This is a genomic window from uncultured Sphingomonas sp., from assembly GCF_913062585.1.
In the GTDB taxonomy this organism is placed as follows: domain Bacteria; phylum Pseudomonadota; class Alphaproteobacteria; order Sphingomonadales; family Sphingomonadaceae; genus Sphingomonas.
This window is the reverse complement of record NZ_CAJXWX010000001.1, coordinates 181,743-204,801: the sequence shown is the minus strand read 5'-3', so window position 1 is coordinate 204,801 and position 23,059 is coordinate 181,743. Positions and strand designations below refer to the sequence as shown.

The window sequence follows — 23,059 nt, the reverse complement described above, 5'->3', positions numbered from 1 at the left end:
GTGCGATTGATTATCAATTACCTGTTGGTGAAATGGGTGACGGGTTTGGGGATTGGGGCGGGGTGAGGGCGTGGGTTTCGACTTCGCTCAGCCTGAACGGAGGATGGTATCCAGACCCATACCCAACCCCGTTCAGCCATTCCTACGCTCCGTTCGGGCTGAGCGAAGTCGAAGCCCAAGGGAAACCTTCAACCCCAAACCCAAATCACACCGCCGGATAACGCAACCGCCCGATAAATCGCGACAGGCTGGGCATATTCTCGCCCCGCTTGGCGATCCCCGCCTTCCACTTTTCGAACCGCATAATCCCCTCGATGCGGCGGGCCAGAAAGGCGCGGGTATCGGCATGATCCTCGCTCTCGTCGTTCAGGAACACCGCGATGGTCGAGGCATAGACCGCGAACAGCGTCGCGCGCTTGGTATAGTGGTTGTAGTCGGTCGCGGTATCGCCCGCCTGCGCCCAGATGGTATCGACCGTCCGCCAGCCGAGTCGCGCGCCGCTCGCGGCGTTTTGCGGCATGGCTAGGATGGTCAGCGCGCGGCGCAGCGCCTCGCGATTGGGGGCCACCGCCGCCAGCCGCGCCTCGACCAGCGCGGTGATGCGCTGGCGGATCTTCATCGCGGCGGCCTGTTCGGCGGGGACGGCCTCGACCATCGCCTGGTCGATCGACGCGAACCAAGCGTCGATCATCGCCACGGTGCCGTCCTTGAACGCGAGCCGCGCGATGTCGCGGTCGACGCCCGCCGCATCCGCCGCCATGTCCCGCGCCTCGTCGCCCCAGCCGTCAAAGGCCGCGTTGGACGCGATCCCCTCGGCCAGAAGGGCGCGTACCTCGTCGAGAGTCAGGTCCTGAACATCGGTCATGGCAGCCTCGGTCATATGCTTCACTCGTTGTCCAACGCGCCCGGTTTGGCAACCGCCTTGGACGATCCGTGCCGGACCAGCACCAGCGCGACCGCCACCATCGCGACGCCCACCAGATCGGGCAGCGCCAGCGTCTCGCCATAGGCCAGCCAGCCGATCGCCGTCGCCACCATCGGCTGGACCAGCAGGGCCAGGCCGACGACCAGCGGGCTCAAAAGCCCCAGCGCATAGATCATCAACCCCTGGCCGATGATCTGGCTCCCCAGCGCCAGCAGGATCAGCGCGCTCCAATGGTCGGGCCATATCCGCTCGCCCAGCAGAATGGCGAAGACGAACAGCGGCACGATGCTGGCCATGGTCGACCAGGCGAGCGCCGGGACCGGCGGCATGTGCTCCCGCACCCGCGCCATCAGGATGAAGTAGAGTGCGTAGAGCACGCCCGCCAGGACGCACATCAGATCGCCGACCAGATGACGCGGATCGACCTGATAGCTGCGCCCCATCAACAGCCCCGCACCCAGCGCCGCCAGGATCAGCGCGATTCCTTGGCTGCGCGAGGGCCAGGCGCGCGCGGCAAGAAAGCCATAGAGCGGGAAGATGAAGGTCGCCGAATTGCCGAACAGCGTGGCGTTGGCCATCGTCGTCTGGCGGATACCGATATGCCAGGTGCCCAGATCGCCCGCAAAGGCGACCCCGCCGACCAGCAGCAGCATCCACAGCCCCGCCTGCCCCTTGCCAGGCATACGCGGTCGCGCGGGACCGATCAGCGCGACGATCGCCAGCACGGGGGCCGCCAGCGTGATCCGCCAAAAGGCCGAGGCGACCGGCCCGGTATCGGCCATCCGCACGAGCAATGGCCCGAAGGCCAGCGCGACATTGGCCAGGATCACCGCCGCGAAGGCCAGCGGCGGCGTTCCGGTCGGTCCGCCCCGGACCGACAGACGATCGCTTTGCATCGGTTCAGTTTTTCTTGGGGGCGTGGACACGGGCATGGGCTCCCTTAACGCCCTATCTGCGTTGCGCCAGGCCGGAAAGGCCGCTGAAGGATTTGATTTTGATGCCAACTCTGTTCGACCCCATCGACCTGGGCGCGATCCACGCCCCCAACCGTATCCTGATGGCGCCGCTGACCCGCGCCCGCGCCACCCGCGACGCGGTGCCGACGCCGATCATGGCGCAATATTACGCCCAGCGTGCCAGCGCGGGCCTGATCATCTCGGAAGCCACCGGCATCAGCCGCGAAGGCCTGGGCTGGCCCTATGCGCCGGGTCTGTGGACCGACGAGCAGGTCGCGGCCTGGAAGCCGGTAACGGAAGCCGTGCACAAGGCGGGCGGCCGGATCGTCGCGCAGCTCTGGCATATGGGCCGCCAGGTCCACAGCTCGGTCACGGGGATGCAGCCGGTGTCCTCCTCCGCCACCCGCACCGAGGGGCAGGCGCATACGTTCGAGGGCAAAAAGGATTTCGAGACGGCGCGCCCGCTGGAACTCTCCGAAATCCCGCGCCTGCTCGACGATTATGAACTGGCGACGCGCAATGCGTTGGCCGCCGGGTTCGACGGGGTGCAGATCCACGCGGCCAACGGCTATCTGATCGACGAATTCCTGCGCGACGGGGCGAACCACCGTGAGGACGAATATGGCGGCAGCCCGGAGAACCGTATCCGCCTGCTCCGCGAGATCGCCGAGCGGGTGATTTCGGTCGCGGGCAAGGAGCGGGTGGCGGTGCGCCTCTCGCCTAATGGCGACAGCCAGGGCGTCGACGACAGCGATCCCGCCTCGGTCTTCGTGCCCGCCGCCAAGATGCTGTCGGACCTGGGCATCGCGTTCCTGGAACTGCGTGAGATCGGGCCGGACGGCACCTATGGCCGCACCGACGTGCCCAAGCTGTCGCCGCAGATCCGCGAGGTGTTCAAGGGGCCGCTGATCCTCAACAGCGATTTCGACAGCCGGGAAAAGGCGCAAGCGGCACTCGACTCGGGCGTGGCGGACGGCATCGCGTTCGGCCGGACCTTCCTGGCGAATCCCGACCTGCCCGAACGGCTGCGCACCGGCGCGGCGCTGAACGAGAGCGACATGAAGACCTGGTACAGCCAGGGGCCGGAGGGGTATATCGACTATCCGACGCTCGCCGAACAGGCCCGCGCGGCGTGATGATGGGGGGCGGGGTATGTCCCCGTCCCTTCCCTATGACGGACCACCCCGGCGAAGGCAGGGGGCCAGTCGCAAAGCGATGTCGAAGGCGCGGGCGGTACCAGGCCACGCGCCGGATGGCACCTGGACCCCGGCCTCCGCCGGGGTGGCGCGTATTTATGCGGAGCTGGAGCCCAAACCCCCGTTCAGCCTGAGCGAAGTCGAAGGCCAAGGGAAACCCTCGCGGCCAGTGCGAACCGTGCGCTTCGACTTCGCTCAGCCTGAACGGAGGTCGGGGACTATCCCGACGAATCCAGCCCGTCGAGGAACAGAGTTGCCTGATTCCGCACCGTCTCCCGCACCTTGGAATTGAAAAGCAGCATCGGCGTGGCCCAGAATATGGGTAGAAACGCCCCGACCACTGCCCAGATCACGATCAGCACCACCAGCCAGATGCCCGCCAGGCGCAGTTTCTGCATCGCACCCGCGTCCAGCGTCAGGGTGCGCGGCCCCTTGGCGTCATAGAAGCTGTCGGTGGCCCAGCTTCCACCACCGTCGAAGCGCAGCGTCTTGGGCAACTGGAATGCGGGCAACGAGAGTCGCGGCTTGCCCTTGTCCGATAGGGCGCGCGGCGTCTCCGAACGCGGCGTCGGCAGGGTCTTGCCCGCCTGGGTGTCGATCACCACCAGCCGCCGACCCCGCTCGACGACGCGAAAGCGGGAGGGCGGCATGTCGGTCATTGGGGGAGGGATTCCCGCCGCGCGCGCCATTGGTCGGCGCTCTGGCCCCAGGCGTCGACGCGGAAGCTCTCCAGCGGGGCGGGTAGGCGGACCGGCCCTTCGTTCACCGCGCCCAGCCGCTGCGCCAGCCGGATCGAACCCGCATTTTCGGGGTCGATGGTATGGATCACATGGTCCCAGCCCAGCACGTCGACCGCATAGTCGATCGCCGCGACCGCGGCCTCATGGGCATAGCCGCGCCCGGCGAACTCCCGCGCCACGCCCCAGGCCACCTCGCGGCCCGGCCAGCCCTCGGGCTGCCAGGGTCCGATCCGCCCGACCCAGCGGCCGGTGTCGCGCTCGATCACCGAGAACATGGCGAAACCGCGCACGCTCCACGCGCCGACCATGGTGCATAGCGATCGCCACGCCGCCCCGCGCGCCTGCACACCGCCCAGGAAGCGCATCGTGTCCTCCTCGGCATGGAAGGCCGCCCACGCCTCGAAATCCTCCGCCGAGGGGAGCCGCAAGGTCAACCGCTCGGTCTGGAGGACGGGGGATGTCACCCGAACCGGCCCTTCAGCGCCAGCATGGCGAGCGCCGCCTTGGCCGCCTCGCCGCCCTTGTTCTTCTCGTCCGGCTTGGCGCGGGTCAGGGCCTGTGCCTCGTTCTCGGTGGTGATGATGCCGTTGCCGATGGGCAGCCCGTCCATGGTCAGCGCCATCAGCCCGCGCGCGCTCTCGTTCGACACGATCTCGAAATGATAGGTCTCGCCGCGGATCACCACGCCGATCGCTACGAAGGCGTCGTAACGCCCCGAATCGGCCGCCATCGCTACCGCGCCGGGAATCTCCAGCGCGCCGGGGACGGTGATCGTCTCATGGCTGTGGCCCGCCTCCTCGATCGCGGCGCGCGCGCCCGACAGGAGCAGGTCGTTCAGATGCTCGTAGAAGCGCGCCTCGACGATCAACACATGCGCCATCAGGCGTCTCCCTCAAAATTTTCGATGCGACGTTCGCCGACGATCGACAGGCCGTACCCGTCGAGCCCGATCAGCGTGTGGTGGGTGTTGGTCAGCAGCACCATGTCCTGCACGCCCAGTTCGGCCAGGATCATCGCGCCGACGCCATAGTCGCGCAGTTCCTCCATGTCGATCTGCACCTCCTCACCCGCCTTCAGGCGGACGGCGGTGGTGAAGGCGTCGGTGCGCGGGCGGTTGATGACGACGATCACGCCCGAGCCTTCTTCGGCGATCATCCGCATCGACTTGGCGAGCAGCGCGCCGCGCGATCCCGCCTCGCCGAACACATCGGCAAAGGGCGACAGCGCATGCATCCGCACCAGCACGGGCTGGGCGGTGTCCAGCTTGCCCTTGACGAGGGCGACCTGCTCGGTGCCCGTCGCCTTGTTGCGATAGGCGCGCGCGGTCCAGGTGCCGCCCCATTCGCTCTCGAACGTGGCCTCGGACTGCAACTCGACCAGATGGTCGTAGCGGCGGCGATAGGCGATCAGGTCGCGGATCGTGCCGATCTTCAGGTTGTGCAACTGCGCGAACGACACCAGGTCGTCCATCCGCGCCATCGTCCCGTCCTCGTTCATGATCTCGCAGATCACGCCCGAGGGGTTGAGGCCGGCCAGCCGCGCGACATCGACCGCCGCCTCGGTATGGCCCGCCCGCACCAGCACACCGCCGTCGCGTGCGACCAGCGGGAAGACATGGCCCGGCGTCACCAGCGCATCGGCACCGTGGTTCGAGTCGATCGCCACCGCGATGGTCCGCGCGCGATCGGCGGCGGAGATGCCGGTGGTCACGCCCTCGCGCGCCTCGATCGAGATGGTGAAGGCCGTCTCGTGCCGCGTCCCGTTCTTCGGGCTCATCAGCGGCAGGCCGAGCGTGTCGACCCGCTCGCGCGTCATGGCGAGGCAGATCAGCCCGCGCCCGTGCCGCGCCATGAAGTTGACCTTCTCCGGCGTCGCCATCTGGGCGGGGATGACGAGGTCGCCCTCATTCTCCCGGTCCTCGTCATCGACCAGGATGAACATACGACCGTTGCGCGCCTCGTCGATGATCTCTTCGGGGCTGGAGAGAAAGCCGCGGCGCAGACCGGCCAGTGCGTCGGGATTAGCGGCCACGATAATGCTCCATGCGCTGCAGATACCGGGCGAGCACGTCGATCTCGATATTGACGCGCTGGCCCTTGGCGATGCCGCCCAACGTGGTGACGGCGGCGGTGTGGGGAATGATGTTCAGGCCGAAGACCGTGCCGTCAGCGCCATCCTCGACGCTGTTGACGGTCAGCGAGACGCCGTCGACCGTCACCGACCCCTTGGTCGCCATGAAGGGGGCCAGATCGGCGGGAACGCGCACGAAGACCCGGTGCGATCCGCCTTCCTCCGCGACCGACACGACGGTGCCGACGCCGTCGACATGGCCGGTGACGATATGCCCGCCCAGCTCGTCGCCCAGCTTCATCGCGCGTTCCAGGTTCAGGCGCTGGCCGCGCGTCCACTGGTCGGCGGTCCGTCCGATCGTCTCGGCGGAGACATCGACCGCGAACCAGCCGGGGCCTTTCTCGACCACGGTCAGGCAGACGCCCGAACAGGCGATCGACGCGCCCAGGTCGATGGTCGCCGTATCATAGGCGGTGGCGATGACGACTCGCGTGTCGCCGCGCGTTTCCACGGCGGTGACGGAGCCGATGTCGGTGACGATCCCGGTAAACATATCAGTCGCGCTCGTAGACCTCCAACCGGTCGCTGCCAAGCATCCGCGAATCGGTGAGTGTCCAGCGGCCATGCGCCTCGGCCAGACGGGCCAGCCCGATGTCGCCCAGCGCCGCGCGTCCCGCGCCGATCAGGATCGGCGCACGGTAGAGCAGCAGCCGGTCGACCAGGTCGGCGGCAAGGAACGTCGATGCGGTTCGCGCGCCGCCCTCGACCATCAGCCGGTCGACGCCCGTCAGCTGGGCGATGGCGGCGGGAGAGGGGATCGTCTCCCAGCCGGGCTCTGGCGTGCGCGACAGGAGGATGCGGCGCGGCGAGCGCGACTCGAGACCGGGCAGGCGCACGTCGAGCCGGGGCGAATCGGCCTCCAGCGTGCCGCGCCCGACCAGGATCGCCTCATGGCGGCTGCGCTCCAAATGGGTATGCGCGCGTGCCTCGGGCCCGGTGATCCAGCGGCTCTCCCCATCGGGCCGCGCGATCCGGCCGTCGAGCGAGGTGGCGAGCTTCAGCGTGACGAAGGGGCGGGCCTTGGCCCGGCGGGTCAGGAAAGCCGCGATCATCGCGCGCGCTTCGTCCTCGCGCACGCCCGTCGTCACCGCGATTCCGGCAACGCGGGCGCGGGCAAAGCCTGCGCCGTCGGTGCGCGGATCGGGGTCGCCCATCGCCGCCACGATCCGCGCGACGCCGGCGGCGATCAGCAGGTCGGTACAGGCGGGGCCGCGTGTCGAGACATGCGCACAGGGCTCCAGCGTGACATAGGCGGTGGCGCCGCGCGATCTTTCGCCGGCTTCCGCCAGCGCCATCGCCTCGGCATGGGGACGGCCGCCCGGCTGGGTCCAGCCACGGCCGACGACCCGGCCGCCCTGCACCAGCACGCAGCCGACATTGGGATTGGGCGCGGTCCGCCCGACGCCGCGATCCGCCAGCGCCAGCGCCACGCCCATCCAGCGATGATCGGTCAGAAGCCCCACTTGGTCAGCGCGTCGTCGACCTTCTTGAACTCGGCCTTGCGCTGATCCTTGGCCGCCTGTTCCTCGGCCAGTTCCTGCTTCTTCTTCACATAGTCGATTTTCTGCTGCGCCCGGATTTGCGCATCGGTGCGGTCGGCAGGCCATTGTTCGACATAGATGATGTTGGGCTTGTACGGCACCGGCACATAATCGTCGCGCGCAAAGGCGTAGATGAAGAAGCCCGTAATCCCCATCGCGATCATCAGGAAGACCAGCTCATAGGGCCGGCGCTGCGCCAGGAAGAATCGCAGGTCGCGGATCGCGCGGACGGGGGAGAAGCGGGCGAAGAACGACATGGGGGGAATGTAGGGGCTGGGGGCGTGGGATGCCAGTAGGGATGGTGTGGTCTCGGTGAGCCCCCTTTCCCTCCCCCATCCCAGTTTCAGGTAAACGATGACCCGCATCGTTTAGGTCATGCCGGGGGCATGACCGACCTGAAACTCGCCTGCGGGAGGGGGGCGTTGCTTGGCGAGTGTCCCACATAAGCAACATGATCATCGCATCTAGCAGCGCATTCAGCAGCGCTGATCGGCGGCCGCTTGGCACGCCCCTCCCGCAAGCGGGAGGGGATGGGGGAGGGAAGGCCCCAGGCAATGCCGCCTCGAATGGCACGAAAAAGGGCGGCCACCGCAGCGACCGCCCCATCGTTTTCCGAAGAAGAAACCGTCAGCGCATTACGCGACGGTCTTCATCTTCTCGGCGGCGACCGCGAAGCGGTTGCTCAGCGGCTGGGCGATCTCGCCCGCCAGCTTCATCATGTGCTCGGTCGAGCGCGAGGTTTCGGCGACCATCGAGTCGAAGGCCGAGCGGGCGAAGTCCGACTGGAGCTTCATGAACTCGGTCGGCGACTTGACCGACGACAGGGTCTGCAGCGTCTGGGTCGCGGTCTCGAACGAGCGCTTGGCGTAATCCGCCGCGCCCTGGCCCAGCGTCTCGGCGCCCTTGGCGGCGATCTTCGACGATTCGACGACCGCTTCGATGTTGTCCTTGCTGAACGCGATCATGTCTTCGAACAGCTTGGCGCTCTTTTCCATGCCGGCCTGGGTGCGGGCCTGGGCGTCGCCGAAAAAGGCCTGGGTCTTGGCGGTCGCGTTCTCGATGGTGCTCTTGGCGTCCATGATAAAGTCCTTGGGCTTTGAGTCCGCCGAAACCGCGGCGGTCGGGGAAGAAATTTCGGGTGCCGCCGCCTGGGGGGCAGCGGGCTTGGGGGCGGGCGCCGGCTTCGGCGGCTCGACCGGCTTGGCCTCGGCCTTCGGCTCGGCGGGGGCCGGCTTGGCCTCGATCTTGGCGGCGGGGGCCTTGGCGACCGGGGCCGGCGCGGGCTTGGCCTCGACCTTCGGCGCTTCGACCGGCGCCGAAGCGACGGGCTTTTCGGCCACGGGCTTCACCGCTGCCTCGACCTTGGGCACGTCAGGCTTGGCGGCGCTCGCCACGACCGGCGGTTTGGCTTCGGAGGGAAGACCGGGAAGCGTCTTGGCCGCGACAGGCTTGGCGGCGCGACGAGGCTTCGCTGCCGCCTTGGCGGCGGGAACGGTCGGCTTGTCCTTTTCCAACAGCACTCTCCCGATTTGTTGCGCTGCACAATAGCGATTCGATTGACCGGAATCAAGCCTATTGTGCAGTGCAGCAATATCGTTTTAGCGCTGTCTGACGTAGCGTCCGGGCGCTTCGTCGATGGCGGGCAGGGCGCCCTGGCCCGGGATGCGGGCACCCTCTGCCGGAACGGTGGCGGAGTCGCGCGCTCGCAGCCACTGGGCCCAGTCGGGCCACCAGCTGCCCTTGGTCTCGGTGGCGCCCGCGACGAACTCGGCCAGCGTGGCGGCGGGCTGGTCGTTGGTCCAATACTGATATTTGCCCGCCGCCGGGGGATTCACCACGCCCGCGATATGCCCCGATCCCGCCAGCACGAAGCGAAGCGGCCCCGTAAAGGCGTCGGTGATCTTCCACACGCTTTCGGGCGGCGCGATATGATCCTCCCGCCCCGCCTGGACATAGGCGGGGGTCGCCACTTTGGTCAGGTCCAGCGCCACGTCGCCGATGCGCATCGCGCCGGGCGTCATCAACAGATTGTCGCGGTAGAGGTCGGTCAGATAGCCGAGATGCCATTTGGCCGGCAGGTTGGTGACGTCGCCGTTCCAGTGGAGCAGGTCGAACGGCACATAGTCGCGCCCCAGCAGATAGTTGTTGGTGACGTAGTTCCAGATCAGGTCGCGCCCGCGCAGCAGGTTGAAGGTCATCGCCAGATAGCGCCCGTCCAGATACCCCTCGGGCGACAGGGCGGCGATCAGCTTCAGCTGCTCGTCATCGACGAAGTGGAGCAGCTCGCCCGCCTTGGAGAAATCGACCTGCGCGGTGAAGAAGGTGGCGCTGGCGACCTTGCCCGCGTCGCCTGTGGCCGAGAGATAGGCGAGCGTCGCGGCCAGTGTCGTCCCCGCCACGCAGTACCCGACGGTGTGGACCGACTCGACGTCGAGCAGCTCGCGCACCGTGTCGATCGCATCGACCTGCGCCGCGACATAATCGTCCCAGGCCACATCCTTCATCGTGGCGTCCGCCGACTTCCACGACACCATGAAGACGCTGAATCCCTGGTCGACCAGCCATTTGATCAGGCTCTTCTCGGGCGCGAGGTCGAGAATGTAGAAACGGTTGATCCAGGGCGGAAAGATCACGATCGGCACCGCCGCCACCTGTTCGGTGGTCGGGCTATAGTGGATCAGCTCGTACAGGTAATTGCGCTTCACCACCTTGCCCGGCGTGGCGGCCAGGTTGCGGCCGACCTCGAACGCCCGCGAATCGCTATGGGTCAGCTGGCCGCGACCCAGATCGGCCAGCATGTTCTGCAGGCCTTTCAGCAGATTCTCGCCGCGCGTCTCGACGATCTTGTCGAGCACTTCGGGGTTGGTCGCGGGAAAATTGGTCGGGCTCATCGCGTCGATGAACCCTTGCGCGGCGAAGCGGATCTGCTCCTTCTGCTTCGGCTCCACGCCCTCCAGCGCATCGACGCCGCGCAGCATATGGTCGGAGATGACCTGATAGCTCTGCCGGATCCAGTCGAAGAGCGGCGACTGCCACTGTTCGGCCTTGAACCGGCGGTCAGGCTTGGGCGGGGGGCTGGGCTCGGCGGCGGGGTCGATGAAGCGTTGCCACAGCTTCATCGAATCGGACCAGAAGTCGCGGACGCGGCCCATCGTGGCGGGGTCGTTGAAGCCGGGCACCACCGGCACCCCCTCGGGCGGGGGCGTCAGCGCGGCCTCCATCATCATCTGCTGCGCACGGCCCATCACCCAGGTCCAATGCTGCAACTCCTCCAGCGTGGGCAGGGCGCCGGTGGAATTGGGGGCGTTCGTCTGGCCGGGGGTCATCCGCATCCTCTCATTCGTCGCGCGCCGTGTTGGCGTCAGGATATTGCGTCATCATGTCGGGTCGCGTCGGGAAACGAAAGCCGCTAAGGTCCGGGTCCCAAATCGTTACACAGAGGGACCCATGTCCGAAGAGTTCTACCGCATCAAGCGCCTGCCGCCCTATGTCATCGCCGAAGTCAACGCGATGCGGGCGGCGGCGCGCGCGGGCGGCGAGGACATTATCGACCTGGGCATGGGCAATCCCGACCTGCCGCCGCCCGACCATGTGCTCGACAAGCTGGTCGAGGTGGCCAAGAAGCCCGACGCGCACGGCTATTCCCAGTCCAAGGGGATTCCCGGCCTGCGCCGCGCCCAGGCCAATTATTATGGCCGCCGCTTCGGCGTCGATCTCGATCCCGAGACCGAGGTGGTCGTCACCATGGGCTCGAAGGAAGGCTTGGCGTCGCTCGCCACCGCGATCACCGCGCCGGGCGACGTGATCCTGGCGCCCAACCCCTCCTATCCGATCCACACCTTCGGCTTCATCATCGCGGGCGCGACGATCCGCGCGGTGCCGACGACGCCGGACGAGGCCTATTTCGAGAGCCTGGAGCGGGCGATGCACTTCACCGTGCCGCGCCCCTCGGTACTGGTGGTCAACTATCCCTCCAACCCGACCGCCGAGACGGTGGACCTGGCCTTTTACGAGCGGCTCGTGGCGTTCGCGAAGAAGCATGAGCTGTGGGTGCTGAGCGACCTCGCCTATTCCGAGCTTTATTATGACGGCAATCCGACGCCTTCGATCCTGCAGGTGAAGGGTGGCAAGGACGTCGCGGTCGAGTTCACCTCGCTGTCCAAGACCTATTCGATGGCGGGCTGGCGAATCGGTTTCGCGGTCGGCAACCGGAAGCTGATCGCGGCGATGACGCGGGTGAAGTCGTATCTGGATTACGGCGCCTTCACGCCGATCCAGGCGGCGGCCTGCGCCGCGCTCAACGGGCCGCAGGATATCGTCGAGAAGAACCGCCAGCTTTACCACAAGCGCCGCGACGTGCTGGTCGAGAGCTTCGGCCGGGCGGGGTGGGATATTCCCAGCCCGAAGGCCTCTATGTTCGCCTGGGCGCCGCTGCCGCCCGCGCTGGCGCATCTGGGAAGCCTGGAATTTTCCAAGCAACTCCTGACCGAGGCCAAGGTCGCGGTCGCGCCGGGCGTCGGTTACGGCGAGAATGGCGAGGGCTTCGTGCGCATCGCGCTGGTCGAGAACGAACAGCGGCTCCGCCAGGCGGCGCGCAACGTCAAGCGTTACCTCCAGTCGATGGGCGTCAACACGCCGGGTTCGACCAAGGCGGGGTGAGGAAACAGGGGCGGTGGCGCGTGCCGCCGTCCCCTGGCTCCGGGACGCCGGTCGGACGCCCTTACGCCGCCTTGGCGGGCAGCCCTCGCGACTGGCGCTGGCGCTTGATCGTGTACATCGCGCCGTCGGCCTGGGCGATCAGCGCGTCCAGCGACGGCGTGACCGGGCCGCGTGCCAGGCCGATGCTCAGCCCCGGATGGCATGGTCCGTCGACCAGCGCCGCGACCGCGCGGTCGAAACGGTCGGACAATCCCGACGCGATCCTGTTCGCCGTCACCTCGTCGCACCCGGGCAGCACGCACAGGAACTCGTCGCCGCCGATCCGGACCAGCATTCCGCGCTCGCCGATCTCGCGCTGCGCCAGATCGGCGAGCAGGCGCAGCACCGTGTCGCCCGCGCCGTGCCCCTGGCTGTCGTTCAGCGCCTTGAACCGGTCGATGTCGATCAGCAGCAGCGTGACCGTTCCCGCCAGCGTGCGTTCGATCTGCCCCAGCCCGAAACGGTTGAGCGCACCGGTCAGGTGATCGCGCCCGGCCTGTCGCGCCAGCGACGCCTGGACCCGCTCTGCGTCGATCAGCAGCAGCGCGAAATGACAGAGCGATACCAGGATGATCGCGATGCCGACGCTCCAATCGGCGGTCCGCTGGGCGACGTCCTGCCAAACGGGGTCGCCCAGCGCGATCAGGACCAGCGCGGTTCGCGCGAGGAACAGCGGGAACGTGGCGGCGAACAACACGCCCATGATCCAGGCGGTGCGCAACCCCTCGGTCCGGGCGATGTGAAAGAGCAGCCATGCGGCGGTGAAGTTGAACAAGGTCCGCGTGCCGCCCAGCACCATGACCGGCAGCCGCACGTCACGGCTCCCGAACAGGAGCAGCACGATGGTCAGGGCGAGCATGCCCAGCAATATCGCGTTGATCGGCAGTGGCGGGCGGCGGCGCGCGAAAATGGTCAGGCCGTGGATGCACAGGCAAAGGCCGAGCAGCAGGATCAGATCGGTCAGGCGTTCGGGCAGCGACAGCCGGGTGCCGTCGAAATGCAGCCCCAGGCCGTTGGTCACGCCGATCAGGACCTTGCCCGCCCCCCACCAATAAGGCCAGCGGCCGGGTTCGCGGCTGGTCATGCCCGGAAAGAAGTGAATCAGGCCGGACAGGATGCTGCCCAGCGCCGCCACGACCTGCAAGCTGACGATATCGAGTATGACCATGGTTCGGGCCCTGCTTCTGCCGGTATGCCTCCCCCGGAGCCGACTGACGCGGCCCTAACTTGGGATAGGTTTCAGTTTTCTTGCATTGCCTGAATAAATTATCCCACGCCCGTTGCTCCGGATGGCGAAATCGGGTTGCGCTTTCCTGAAGGATTGATCCGGGCCGCCCCTAGCCGCTACGGCGATGGCGTACCGCCAACCGGCACGGGCCGCTCCCTTTGGAGCGGGCGCAGCGGCCGACGGAGTGAAGAGTGAGCAACGAAACAGACCATATGCGCGAGCATCTGCTGGCCGCCATCGCCGCCGCGCCCGCGCTGGACGCGCTGGAGACGGTGCGCGTCGATGCGCTGGGCAAGCAGGGCCGCATCACCCAGCTGCTCAAGACGCTGGGCAAGATGAGCCCCGAGGAACGCCAGGTCGAGGGGCCGCGCATCCATGGCCTGCGCGAGGCCGTGACCGAGGCGCTGACCGCGCGCAAGGCCGCGCTGGAGCAGGCGGCGCTCGACGCACGCCTGTCGTCCGAACGGCTGGACATGACCCTGCCGGTCGATACCAGCGGTTTCGGCACCGTCCACCCGGTCAGCCAGGTGATGGACGAACTGGCCGAGATCTTCGCCGATCTGGGCTTCGCGGTGGCGACCGGCCCGGAGGTCGAGACCGACTGGCATAATTTCACCGCGCTCAACATTCCGGAGACGCATCCGGCGCGCGCGATGCACGACACCTTCTATCTGGCCGGTGTCGAGGTGGGCGGCGACGAGCGGACGGTGCGCCGCGTGCTGCGCACCCACACCTCGCCGGTGCAGATCCGCACCATGCTGGACAGCAAGCCGCCGATCCGCATCATCGCGCCGGGCCGCACCTATCGCTCCGACTCGGACGCGACCCACACGCCGATGTTCCACCAGGTCGAGGGGCTGGTGATCGACAAGGGCATCACGCTCGGCCATCTCAAATGGACGCTGGAGACCTTCCTCAAGGCGTTCTTCGAGCGCGACGACATCGTCCTGCGCCTGCGCCCCAGCTATTTCCCCTTCACCGAACCCTCGGCCGAGGTCGATGTCGGCTACACCATCGAAAAGGGCAAGCGCGTCATCGGCGGGTCCGGCGGCGGCTGGATGGAAGTGCTGGGCAGCGGCATGGTCCACCCCAAGGTCATCGCGGCGTGCGGGCTTGATCCGAACGAGTGGCAGGGCTTCGCCTTTGGTTGCGGCATCGATCGCCTCGCCATGCTGAAATACGGGATGGACGATCTGCGCGCCTTCTTCGACGGCGATATCCGCTGGTTGAAGCATTACGGGTTCGCGAGCCTCGACGTACCCACGCTGTCGGGAGGAGTCGGCGCATGAAGTTCACCCTGGGCTGGCTGAAGAGCCATCTGGACACCGACGCCTCGCTCGATGCCATTGTCGAGGGGCTGACCCGTATCGGCCTGGAGGTCGAGAGCGTGCATAATCCGGGCGAGGCGCTGGCCTCGTTCCGCGTCGCGCGCATCCTGTCGGCGGAGCGGCATCCGCAGGCCGACAAGCTTCAGGTGCTGTCGGTCGATGCGGGCGACGGCCCGATGCAGGTCGTGTGCGGCGCGCCCAATGCGCGCGCAGGGCTGGTCGGCGTGTTCGGCGCGCCGGGGGCCTATGTCCCCGGCCTCGACGTGACGTTGAAGGTCGCCGCCATTCGCGGCGTCGAGTCGAACGGCATGATGTGCTCGGCGCGCGAGTTGCAGATCGGCGAGGGCCATGACGGCATCATCGAACTGCCCGAGGATGCGGTGGTGGGCACGTCCTTCCCCGATTATGCGGGCCTGAACGATCCGGTCATCGACGTGTCGATCACGCCGAATCGCCAAGACTGCATGGGGGTCCACGGCATCGCGCGCGATCTCGCCGCCGCAGGGCTGGGCACGCTGATCGCGCCGACCGTGCCGTCGGTCGCGGGCGAGGGCGCTGGTCCCGATGTGCGGATCGAGGATGCCGAGGGCTGCCCGGCCTTCTATGCGCAGGGCGTGTCGGGCCTGACCAATGGCGAGGCCCCCGAATGGATGCGCCAGCGCCTCACCGCGATCGGGCAGAAGCCGATTTCGGCACTGGTCGACATCACCAATTATATGACGGTCGATCTCGGCCGCCCTTTGCACGTCTATGACAAGGCCAAGCTGTCAGGCGGTCTGGTCGCGCGCAAGGCCAGGGACGGCGAGAAGGTCGAGGCGCTGAACGGCAAGACCTACACGCTGTCCGAGGGCATGACCGTCATCGCTGATGAAGCGGCGGTGCACGATATCGGCGGCATCATGGGCGGTGAGCATTCGGGCGTGTCGGAGACGACCACCGATGTCATCATCGAATGCGCCTATTTCGCGCCCGAGGCGATCGCGCGGACCGGCCAGAAGCTGGGCCTGACCTCCGACGCGCGCCAGCGGTTCGAGCGCGGGGTGGACCCGGCGTTCCTGGATGACGGCCTCGCCATCGCGACCTCCCTGGTCCTGCACATCTGCGGAGGCAAGGCGAGCAGCGTGACGCGCGCGGGCCAGCCGCCGGTCGTGGGCAAGACCATTGCCTATGACCCGAATCTGGCGGAAACGCTCGGCGGCCTCGCCGTCGAACCGGCGCGGCAGAAGGCGATCCTCGAGTCGCTGGGCTTCACTGTCACCGCCGACTGGCAGGTCACTGCGCCGAGCTGGCGCCGCGACATTGACGGCCCCGCCGATCTGGTCGAGGAAGTCATCCGCATCGAGGGGATCGACCATGTTCCCCCGGTGGCACTCCCCCGCGCGCCCGGCGTCGCGCGTCCCACCGCCACGCCGCAGCAGAAGCTGGAGCGCCGCGCCCGCCGCGCCGCCGCCGCGCGTGGCCTGGACGAGGCGGTGACGTGGAGCTTCATCAGCGAGGCGCAGGCCGCGCCCTTCGGCGGCGGTGCCTTCACGCTGGCCAACCCGATCAGCGAGGATCTGAAGGTCATGCGGCCCTCGCTCCTCCCCGGCCTGCTCGCCGCGACCGAGCGCAACATCAAGCGCGGCGCGGGCACCGTCCGCCTGTTCGAGATCGGCCGCCGCTATCTAGAAGAGGCCGAGCGGCCGACGCTGGGCGTGGTGCTGGCGGGCGACAAGAGCCCCCGCAACTGGCGCTCGGGCAAGGCGCAGGGCTTCGACGCGTACGACGCCAAGGCCGAGGCGATCGCGCTGCTCGCCCAGGCAGGGGCCCCTGTGGATAATTTGCAGGTGATGGGCGAGGCGGGCGACGCCTGGCATCCCGGCCAGTCGGGCACGCTGCGCCTCGGCCCGAAGACGGTGCTGGCGGCGTTCGGCATGGTCCACCCCTCGGTGCTCAAGGCGTTCGACCTCGACGGCGCGGTGGCGGCGGTGGAGCTGTATCTCGACGCGATCCCGCCCAAGCGCGCGACCGGCTTCATGCGCCCGGCCTATACGCCGCCCGCGCTGCAATCGGTCCGCCGCGACTTCGCCTTCCTGGTGCCCGACACGCTCGCGGCCGACATGCTGATCCGCGCGGTGCGGGGTGCGGACAAGGCCGCGATCACCGCCGCGCGCGTGTTCGACGTGTTCGCCGGACAGGGCGTGCCCGAGGGCCACAAGTCGGTCGCGGTCGAGGTGCTGCTGCAGCCTTCGCAGAAGAGCTTCACCGACGAGGAGCTGAAGGCCATCGCCGACAAGATCGTCGCGGCGGCCGCCAAGCAGGGAGCGCAACTTCGTGGCTAATGAGGAAAACTGGGTCCGCATCGGCAATGGCCATCTGTCGGCGGCGATCAATCCGTTCGGCGCCGAGCTGTCGTCGTTGCAGGACGCCGAGGGTCGCGAGCTGATGACCAATGCGGACCCGGCTTTCTGGACCGGCCGCGCGCCCCTGCTGTTCCCGGTCATCGGCGTGACCCGCGACGGCATCCGCCTGAACGGCCAGCATTATCCGATGGCCAAGCACGGTTTCGCCCGCCATTCGATGTTCGAGCTGGTGACGCATGAGGCCACCCGCGCGGTCTTCTCGCTGGGCGATAGCGAGGCGACACGAACCTCCTATCCCTTCGCCTTCCGGCTGGAGGCGGAGTTCCGGCTGGAAGAGGCGACGCTGGTGATGGAAATCCGCGTCCTCAACCGCGGCGAGGAACCCATGCCTGCCAGCTTCGGCTTCCACCCCGCCTTCGCCTGGCCGCTGCCCTATGGCGAGGCGCGGGCCGACCACCGCATCCTCTTCGAGAAGGACGAGCCCGCCCGCCTGCGCAAGATCGCGCCCGATGGCCTGATCGCCGAGGATCGCCGCGACAGCCCGCTCGACGGCCGGGTGCTGCACCTGGCCGACGACCTGTTCACCGACGACGCGTTGGTCTGGGACCCGGTCGAGAGCCAGTCGCTGACCTACGGCGTCGATAGCGCGCCGCAACTCCGCATCGCCTTCCCCGACACGCCCAAGCTCGGCATATGGACCAAGCCGGGGGCCGCCTATGTCTGTGTCGAGCCCTGGCACGGCATCGCCGACCCCGAAGGGTTCGACGGCGACTTCACCGACAAGCCCGGCGTATTCGTCGTGCCGGTCGGGGGTGAGAAGGTCATGCAGATGACGGTGACGCTGGCGGGGTAAGGACTCCGCCCTTCCTTCCATCCCACCCCGGCCTCCGCCGGGGTGGGGGGCATGTATGACGTTCGGCATGATCGGCCCCCAAAATCCGGGGCCTGTCTTGTGCCACAATTTGCTGTAACAGGCGGATCATCTCGGGCGCTCGGATGCGCCAATTCCCTATTCGACAGAGCCGCCCATGACTTCCCCCCGCCGTACCTTCGCGATCATCTCGCACCCTGACGCCGGCAAGACGACACTGACCGAAAAGCTGCTTTATTTCGGCGGCGCGATCCACTTGGCGGGCGAGGTCAAGGCGCGGGGCCAGAACCGGCGCGCGCGCTCGGACTGGATGAAGATCGAGCAGCAGCGCGGCATCTCGGTCACGTCGTCGGTCATGACGTTCGAGAAGGACGGCGTGACCTTCAACCTGCTCGACACGCCGGGCCACGAGGATTTCTCGGAGGACACGTATCGCACCCTGACCGCGGTCGACTCGGCCGTGATGGTCATCGACGCGGCGCGCGGTATCGAGGCGCAGACGCGCAAACTCTTCGAGGTGTGCCGTCTGCGCTCGGTGCCGATCATCACCTTCGTCAACAAGGTGGATCGCGAGGGCCGTCCGCCCTTCGAGCTGCTCGACGAGATCGCCGACATCCTGGCGCTCGACGTCGCGCCGATGAGCTGGCCGGTCGGCATGGGCGGGCTGTTCGAGGGCATTCTCGACCTGACCACCGGCAAGGTCAGCCGTCCCGAGGGCGACAGCCGCGCATTCCTGGGCAAGGTGGACGAGGCGCCGACCCTGCCCGCCGAGATCGCCGAGGAGGTCGAGCTGGCGCAGGCGGGCTATGCCGCGTTCGATGGCGAGGCGTATCGCAACGGCGACCTGACACCGGTCTATTTCGGCTCCGCGCTGAAGGACTTCGGCGTCGCCGAGCTGATCGACGCGCTCAGCCGCCATGCGCCGCCGCCCCGCCCGCAGCCGGCCGAGCCTGCGCCGGTGTCGCCGGAGAATAAGGAAGTCACCGGCTTCGTGTTCAAGGTGCAGGCGAATATGGACCCGCAGCATCGCGACCGCATCGCGTTCATGCGGCTGTGCTCGGGCACCTTCAAGCGCGGCATGAAGCTGACCCCAACAGGCCATGGCAAGCCGATCGCGGTCCATTCGCCGATCCTGTTCTTCGCGCAGAATCGCGAAGTCGCGGACGAGGCGTTTCCGGGGGACATCATCGGCATCCCCAATCACGGCACGCTCCGTGTGGGCGACACGCTGTCGGAGCGGGCGGACGTGCGCTTCACCGGCCTGCCCAATTTCGCCCCCGAAATCCTGCGCCGCGTCGCCCTGAAGGATCCGACCAAGACCAAGCAGCTGCGCAAGGCCCTGGACGATATGGCCGAGGAGGGCGTGACCCAGGTCTTCTATCCCGAGATCGGGTCGAACTGGATCATCGGCGTCGTCGGGCAGCTCCAGCTCGACGTACTGCTGTCGCGGCTGGATGCGGAATATAAGGTCGCGGCCGGGCTGGAGCCCGCGCCGTTCGACACCGCGCGCTGGATCACCGCCGAGGACCCCGCCGACCTTAAGGCGTTCATGGACCTGAACCGCGCGGCCATGGCCAAGGACCGGGACGACAACCCCGTCTTCCTCGCCAAGAGCGCGTGGGAAGTCGGCTATGTCGCCGATCGCTATCCCAAGGTCCGTTTCCTCGCCACGCGCGAGCGCTGACACGGAACCCCAGGGCCGTTTCGCGGCTTCATGGGGCGATGAACGAACAGGGACACCCCATGGACCGCGCGACGATCGACGCCACCTTCGAGGCCAATGAAAAGCTGATCCGCCGCCGCGCGCTGAAAGCGGGGGCCAAGGCGCTGACCATCGGCACCGAGAGCCTGGCCGAGACGATCGACGCGATCGCCGACGCCTATGGCCTGACCGGCGCGCAGCGCCGCCAGCTGGAGCCCGGCATGGCGATCGAGGCGCAGGAGATTGCGGCCAAGCTGAAGGGCTTTGTCGGTCCGGCGGCGATCCTGGGCGACCTGCGCGGCGGCGCTGGCCTGTTGTCGCAGGCGCGGGCGGCGGGGAAGCTCGCCAAGACCGCGCGGCGCATCGGCAAGGGTGGTCTCGCCGCCGGCCGAATCGCGGCGCGGGGTGGCCGTGCCGCGCGCGCGGTGCCCTGGGCGGCGCTGGGTGTGGCGGCCTGGGGTGTCGGCAATGGCGGATGGTTCTGGTGGCGGGCGCACGCCTATAACCGGGCGTGTCGCGATCTGCTGCTGGGTGAGGTGGTTCAGCCTGCCTGATCGGGGTTCGGGGCGTGGGCTTCGACTTCGCTCAGCCTGAGCGGGTGATGGGAAAAGATCCTATCCCTAAATGCCGTTCAGCCTGAGCGAAGTCGAAGGCCACGCCCCGACGCCTAACGCTCGGCCCGGTCGTCCCAGGCCAGCCCCTCGGCCAGCGAATCGCGAATGGCGCGCAGCATCGCAGCCGGGTCGTTCTTTCCCCGCGACTCGCTCTCCAGAAGCTGCTGGACGCCGCGCACGGTGTAACCCTGCCGGTTGAGCAGCTGGTCGATCCGCCGGATCAGCGCCAGGTCCTCCGGGCGGTAATAGCGGCGATTGCCCGCACGCGTGACCGGCTTCAGCTGGGGAAAGCGGCCTTCCCAGTATCGCAGCACATGCTGCGCCACCCCGGTCTCGTGCGAAACCTCGCCGATGGTGCGTAGCGCACCATCGGCCTTGCCGCCGTCTGATGGACGAGAAGGTCTATCCCGCTGCGACAATACGATCGCGCATCATCTGGCTGGCGCGGAAGGTCAGGACGCGGCGCGGTGCGATCGGCACCTCGATCCCGGTCTTGGGATTGCGGCCGATCCGCTCGCCCTTGTCGCGCAGCACGAAGGTTCCGAAGCCGGAAATCTTGACGTTTTCGCCAAGCGCCAGCGCTTCGCACATTTCGACGAGGATCTGTTCGACGATTTCGGCGGAATCGGACCGGGAAAGGCCCACTTCCTGATGCAGAGATTCGGCAAGGTCAGCGCGCGTCAACGTTCCGGCTTTGGTCATTCCATCCCCCAATGGTGTACAGAGTGGCGATTAACACATCGCCGATTGGGACCGGAAGGGATTTATCTCGGTTAAACTCAATCGATTGTTTCAAAAACGGATGACCGCAGCGCCCCAGGTGAAGCCGCCGCCCATCGCTTCCAGAACGATGACCTGGTTTTCCCGGATGCGCCCGTCGCGCACTGCCGTGTCCAGCGCCAAAGGAACCGAAGCGGCGGAAGTGTTGGCGTGGCGGTCGACCGTCACGACGACCTTCTCCGGCGCCAGGTTCAGTTTGCGTGCGGTCGCATCCAGGATGCGGGCATTGGCCTGATGCGGCACGACCCAGTCGACATCCTGCGCGCTCAGGCCCGCCAGGCCCAGCGACTCCTCCATCACCTGCGCCAGGTTGACGACGGCATGGCGGAACACTTCGCGCCCCTTCATGCGCAGCTTGCCGACGGTACCGGTGGTCGAAGGGCCGCCATCGACATAGAGCAGGCCGTTGTGGCGGCCATCGGCGTGCAGCTTCGTCGCCAGGATGCCGCGACCGGCCGCATCGTCGCTCTCGCGCGCCTCCAGCACCATCGCGCCCGCGCCGTCGCCGAACAGGACGCAGGTGGTGCGATCCTCCCAGTCGAGGATGCGGCTGAACGTCTCGGCGCCGATCACCAGCGCCCGGCGCTGCACGCCCGAGCGCAGCATCGCATCGGCGACCTGCACGGCATAGAGGAAGCCCGAACAGACGGCGGCGACGTCGAACGCGACGCAGTCGTCGATGCCCAGCATCGCCTGCACCTTGGTCGCGGTCGCCGGGAAGGTCTGGTCGGGCGTGGCGGTCGCCAGCACGATCAGGTCGATATCCTGCGCCGACAGCCCGGCGGCGGCGATCGCGGCCTTGGCGGCGTCGGCGGCCAGCGTCGCGGTGGTTTCTTCAGGGCCAGCGATATGGCGGAAGCGGATGCCGGTGCGCTCGACGATCCATTCGTCGGACGTGTCCACCTCTTGCGCCAGTTCCTCGTTCGACACCCGCCGGGTTGGAAGCGCCGAGCCCGTACCCGTGACGATCGAACGAATCATGCGGCATCCTCGAAGTTCAGGAGGTCCTCGGCGATACGCCGGGTCAGGTCGGCGCGCACCATCTTGGCGGCGTTGCCGATCGCGGTGGCGACCCCCAGCTCGTTGGCGCTGCCATGGCTCTTCACCACCACGCCGTTCAGGCCCAGAAAGACCGCGCCGTTATGGTTGTTGGGATCGAGATGGTCGCGCAGCAGCTGGGTGGCGGGGCGCGAGATCAGGAAGCCGATCTTCGACCGGGTCGAGGAGCGGAAGGCGCGCTTCAGCAGGTCGCCGACAAAGCGAGCGGTGCCCTCGGCGGTCTTCAGCGCGATATTGCCGGCAAAGCCGTCGCACACGATCACATCGACATCACCACGGGCGATCTGGTTGCCCTCGATAAAGCCGGTGAAGTTCAGCGGCAGGTGATTTTGTCCGCGCAGCACGGCGGCCGCGTCGCGAATCTCGTCGGTGCCCTTCTGATCCTCGGACCCGATATTGAGCAGCGCGACACGCGGATTATCGAGTTCGAGCAGGATGCGGGCATAGGCCGCGCCCATCACCGCGAACTGGACGAGGTTGCGCGCATCGCACTCGGTATTGGCGCCCAGGTCGAGCATGACGACGTCATTGTCGCCCAGCGTCGGCAGCGGGGCGGCCAGCGCGGGCCGGTCGATGCCGGGCAGGGTGCGAAGCGACAGCTTGGCCATCGCCATCAGCGCGCCGGTATTGCCCGACGACACCATGGCGGCGGCGCGCTTCTGCTTCACCAGGTCGATGGCGATGCCCATCGAGGTGACGCGCGCGCGCCGGATCGCCTGGCTCGGCTTTTCGCTCGAACCGACGATCTCGGGCGCGTGGACGATTTCGGACGCGGCGGACAGGTTGGGATGGGCTTTCAGCCCCTCCGCGATCTGCGCCTCGTCCCCGACCAGGAAAAAGCGCATGCCCTCAAAGCGGCGTCGCGCCCTGGCGACACCGGCCAGCATCACGGCCAGCCCGTCGTCGCCGCCCATCGCATCGACGGCGATCCAGGCGTTATCGGCCATGC

General features: G+C 67.5%; 23 protein-coding genes. 7 read left to right on the top strand and 16 right to left on the bottom strand.

What is annotated here, in order from left to right:
* Positions 1–205 precede the first annotated feature (205 nt).
* Both QZ546_RS00895 and QZ546_RS00890 read right to left on the bottom strand, forming a co-directional pair.
* Complete coding sequence (locus QZ546_RS00895) at positions 206–880, bottom strand: COQ9 family protein (RefSeq protein WP_294233215.1); 675 nt, start codon at positions 878–880, stop codon at positions 206–208.
* 5 nt (positions 881–885) lie between these two features.
* The gene (locus QZ546_RS00890) at positions 886–1,821 is read right to left on the bottom strand and encodes a DMT family transporter (RefSeq protein WP_294233213.1); all 936 of its coding nucleotides are present in this window, start codon (positions 1,819–1,821) and stop codon (positions 886–888) included.
* A 101-nt stretch (positions 1,822–1,922) separates the two neighbouring features.
* On the opposite strand from QZ546_RS00890, the gene QZ546_RS00885 reads away from it, so the two are divergent.
* Positions 1,923–3,017: an alkene reductase gene (locus QZ546_RS00885; protein WP_294233210.1), complete on the top strand. Its 1,095-nt coding sequence runs from the start codon at positions 1,923–1,925 to the stop codon at positions 3,015–3,017.
* Between the two features lie 278 nt (positions 3,018–3,295).
* Here QZ546_RS00885 and QZ546_RS00880 read toward each other — a convergent pair whose 3' ends face one another.
* The 9 genes from QZ546_RS00880 to QZ546_RS00840 all read right to left on the bottom strand — a co-directional run bounded on the left by QZ546_RS00880 (position 3,296) and on the right by QZ546_RS00840 (position 10,814).
* Entirely contained in the window at positions 3,296–3,736 is a 441-nt protein-coding gene (locus QZ546_RS00880; RefSeq protein WP_294233207.1) for a hypothetical protein, read from the bottom strand.
* Positions 3,733–4,281: a GNAT family N-acetyltransferase gene (locus tag QZ546_RS00875; RefSeq protein WP_294233203.1), complete on the bottom strand. Its 549-nt coding sequence runs from the start codon at positions 4,279–4,281 to the stop codon at positions 3,733–3,735. Before QZ546_RS00875 ends, QZ546_RS00880 begins: the two co-directional genes overlap by 4 nt.
* The gene (ribH, locus tag QZ546_RS00870) at positions 4,278–4,697 is read right to left on the bottom strand and encodes a 6,7-dimethyl-8-ribityllumazine synthase (RefSeq protein ID WP_184106267.1); all 420 of its coding nucleotides are present in this window, start codon (positions 4,695–4,697) and stop codon (positions 4,278–4,280) included. Before ribH ends, QZ546_RS00875 begins: the two co-directional genes overlap by 4 nt.
* Positions 4,697–5,848, bottom strand: a complete 1,152-nt coding sequence (ribB, locus tag QZ546_RS00865) for a 3,4-dihydroxy-2-butanone-4-phosphate synthase (RefSeq protein WP_294233196.1) — start codon at positions 5,846–5,848, stop codon at positions 4,697–4,699. Before ribB ends, ribH begins: the two co-directional genes overlap by 1 nt.
* Positions 5,838–6,440, bottom strand: a complete 603-nt coding sequence (locus tag QZ546_RS00860) for a riboflavin synthase (RefSeq protein WP_294233193.1) — start codon at positions 6,438–6,440, stop codon at positions 5,838–5,840. Before QZ546_RS00860 ends, ribB begins: the two co-directional genes overlap by 11 nt.
* A 1-nt stretch (position 6,441) precedes the next feature.
* The gene (gene ribD, locus QZ546_RS00855; RefSeq protein ID WP_294233708.1) at positions 6,442–7,383 is read right to left on the bottom strand and encodes a bifunctional diaminohydroxyphosphoribosylaminopyrimidine deaminase/5-amino-6-(5-phosphoribosylamino)uracil reductase RibD; all 942 of its coding nucleotides are present in this window, start codon (positions 7,381–7,383) and stop codon (positions 6,442–6,444) included.
* Between the two features lie 14 nt (positions 7,384–7,397).
* On the bottom strand, positions 7,398–7,745 hold the full coding sequence (locus QZ546_RS00850; protein ID WP_294233190.1) for a hypothetical protein: 348 nt from the start codon (positions 7,743–7,745) through the stop codon (positions 7,398–7,400).
* A gap of 378 nt (positions 7,746–8,123) precedes the next feature.
* A complete protein-coding gene (locus tag QZ546_RS00845; protein ID WP_294233187.1) occupies positions 8,124–9,002 on the bottom strand; it encodes a phasin family protein in 879 nt (292 codons plus the stop codon).
* A gap of 84 nt (positions 9,003–9,086) precedes the next feature.
* Positions 9,087–10,814, bottom strand: coding sequence for a class I poly(R)-hydroxyalkanoic acid synthase (locus QZ546_RS00840; RefSeq protein WP_294233184.1), 1,728 nt, complete (start codon positions 10,812–10,814; stop codon positions 9,087–9,089).
* 121 nt (positions 10,815–10,935) lie between these two features.
* Here QZ546_RS00840 and QZ546_RS00835 point away from each other — a divergent pair, with 121 nt between their 5' ends.
* On the top strand, positions 10,936–12,147 hold the full coding sequence (locus QZ546_RS00835) for an LL-diaminopimelate aminotransferase (RefSeq protein ID WP_294233182.1): 1,212 nt from the start codon (positions 10,936–10,938) through the stop codon (positions 12,145–12,147).
* A gap of 61 nt (positions 12,148–12,208) precedes the next feature.
* Here QZ546_RS00835 and QZ546_RS00830 read toward each other — a convergent pair whose 3' ends face one another.
* Positions 12,209–13,354: a GGDEF domain-containing protein gene (locus QZ546_RS00830; protein WP_294233179.1), complete on the bottom strand. Its 1,146-nt coding sequence runs from the start codon at positions 13,352–13,354 to the stop codon at positions 12,209–12,211.
* A gap of 272 nt (positions 13,355–13,626) precedes the next feature.
* Between QZ546_RS00830 and pheS the strand changes: the two genes are divergently transcribed.
* The 5 genes from pheS to QZ546_RS00805 all read left to right on the top strand — a co-directional run bounded on the left by pheS (position 13,627) and on the right by QZ546_RS00805 (position 20,211).
* Positions 13,627–14,703 carry a phenylalanine--tRNA ligase subunit alpha gene (gene pheS, locus QZ546_RS00825; RefSeq protein ID WP_294233705.1) on the top strand — a complete coding sequence of 359 codons (1,077 nt, stop codon included), beginning with the start codon at positions 13,627–13,629 and terminating at the stop codon, positions 14,701–14,703.
* Positions 14,700–17,063 (top strand): phenylalanine--tRNA ligase subunit beta, encoded by a 2,364-nt coding sequence (gene pheT, locus QZ546_RS00820; RefSeq protein WP_294233177.1) that lies wholly within the window; start codon positions 14,700–14,702, stop codon positions 17,061–17,063. The genes pheS and pheT overlap by 4 nt, the downstream gene beginning before the upstream one ends.
* Positions 17,056–17,937 carry an aldose 1-epimerase family protein gene (locus QZ546_RS00815; protein ID WP_294233175.1) on the top strand — a complete coding sequence of 294 codons (882 nt, stop codon included), beginning with the start codon at positions 17,056–17,058 and terminating at the stop codon, positions 17,935–17,937. Before pheT ends, QZ546_RS00815 begins: the two co-directional genes overlap by 8 nt.
* Before the next feature lie 175 nt (positions 17,938–18,112).
* Positions 18,113–19,639, top strand: a complete 1,527-nt coding sequence (locus QZ546_RS00810) for a peptide chain release factor 3 (protein ID WP_294233172.1) — start codon at positions 18,113–18,115, stop codon at positions 19,637–19,639.
* A 59-nt stretch (positions 19,640–19,698) separates the two neighbouring features.
* Positions 19,699–20,211, top strand: a complete 513-nt coding sequence (locus QZ546_RS00805) for a hypothetical protein (RefSeq protein ID WP_294233169.1) — start codon at positions 19,699–19,701, stop codon at positions 20,209–20,211.
* A gap of 113 nt (positions 20,212–20,324) precedes the next feature.
* On the opposite strand, the gene QZ546_RS00800 is transcribed toward QZ546_RS00805, so the two are convergent.
* The 4 genes from QZ546_RS00800 to plsX form a co-directional block, all read right to left on the bottom strand.
* Positions 20,325–20,690, bottom strand: a complete 366-nt coding sequence (locus QZ546_RS00800) for a MerR family transcriptional regulator (protein WP_294233166.1) — start codon at positions 20,688–20,690, stop codon at positions 20,325–20,327.
* Positions 20,674–20,973 carry an integration host factor subunit alpha gene (locus QZ546_RS00795; RefSeq protein WP_294233163.1) on the bottom strand — a complete coding sequence of 100 codons (300 nt, stop codon included), beginning with the start codon at positions 20,971–20,973 and terminating at the stop codon, positions 20,674–20,676. Before QZ546_RS00795 ends, QZ546_RS00800 begins: the two co-directional genes overlap by 17 nt.
* Before the next feature lie 90 nt (positions 20,974–21,063).
* Positions 21,064–22,032: a beta-ketoacyl-ACP synthase III gene (locus QZ546_RS00790; RefSeq protein WP_294233160.1), complete on the bottom strand. Its 969-nt coding sequence runs from the start codon at positions 22,030–22,032 to the stop codon at positions 21,064–21,066.
* Positions 22,029–23,057, bottom strand: coding sequence for a phosphate acyltransferase PlsX (plsX, locus tag QZ546_RS00785; protein ID WP_294233157.1), 1,029 nt, complete (start codon positions 23,055–23,057; stop codon positions 22,029–22,031). The genes QZ546_RS00790 and plsX overlap by 4 nt, the downstream gene beginning before the upstream one ends.
* Positions 23,058–23,059 lie beyond the last annotated feature (2 nt).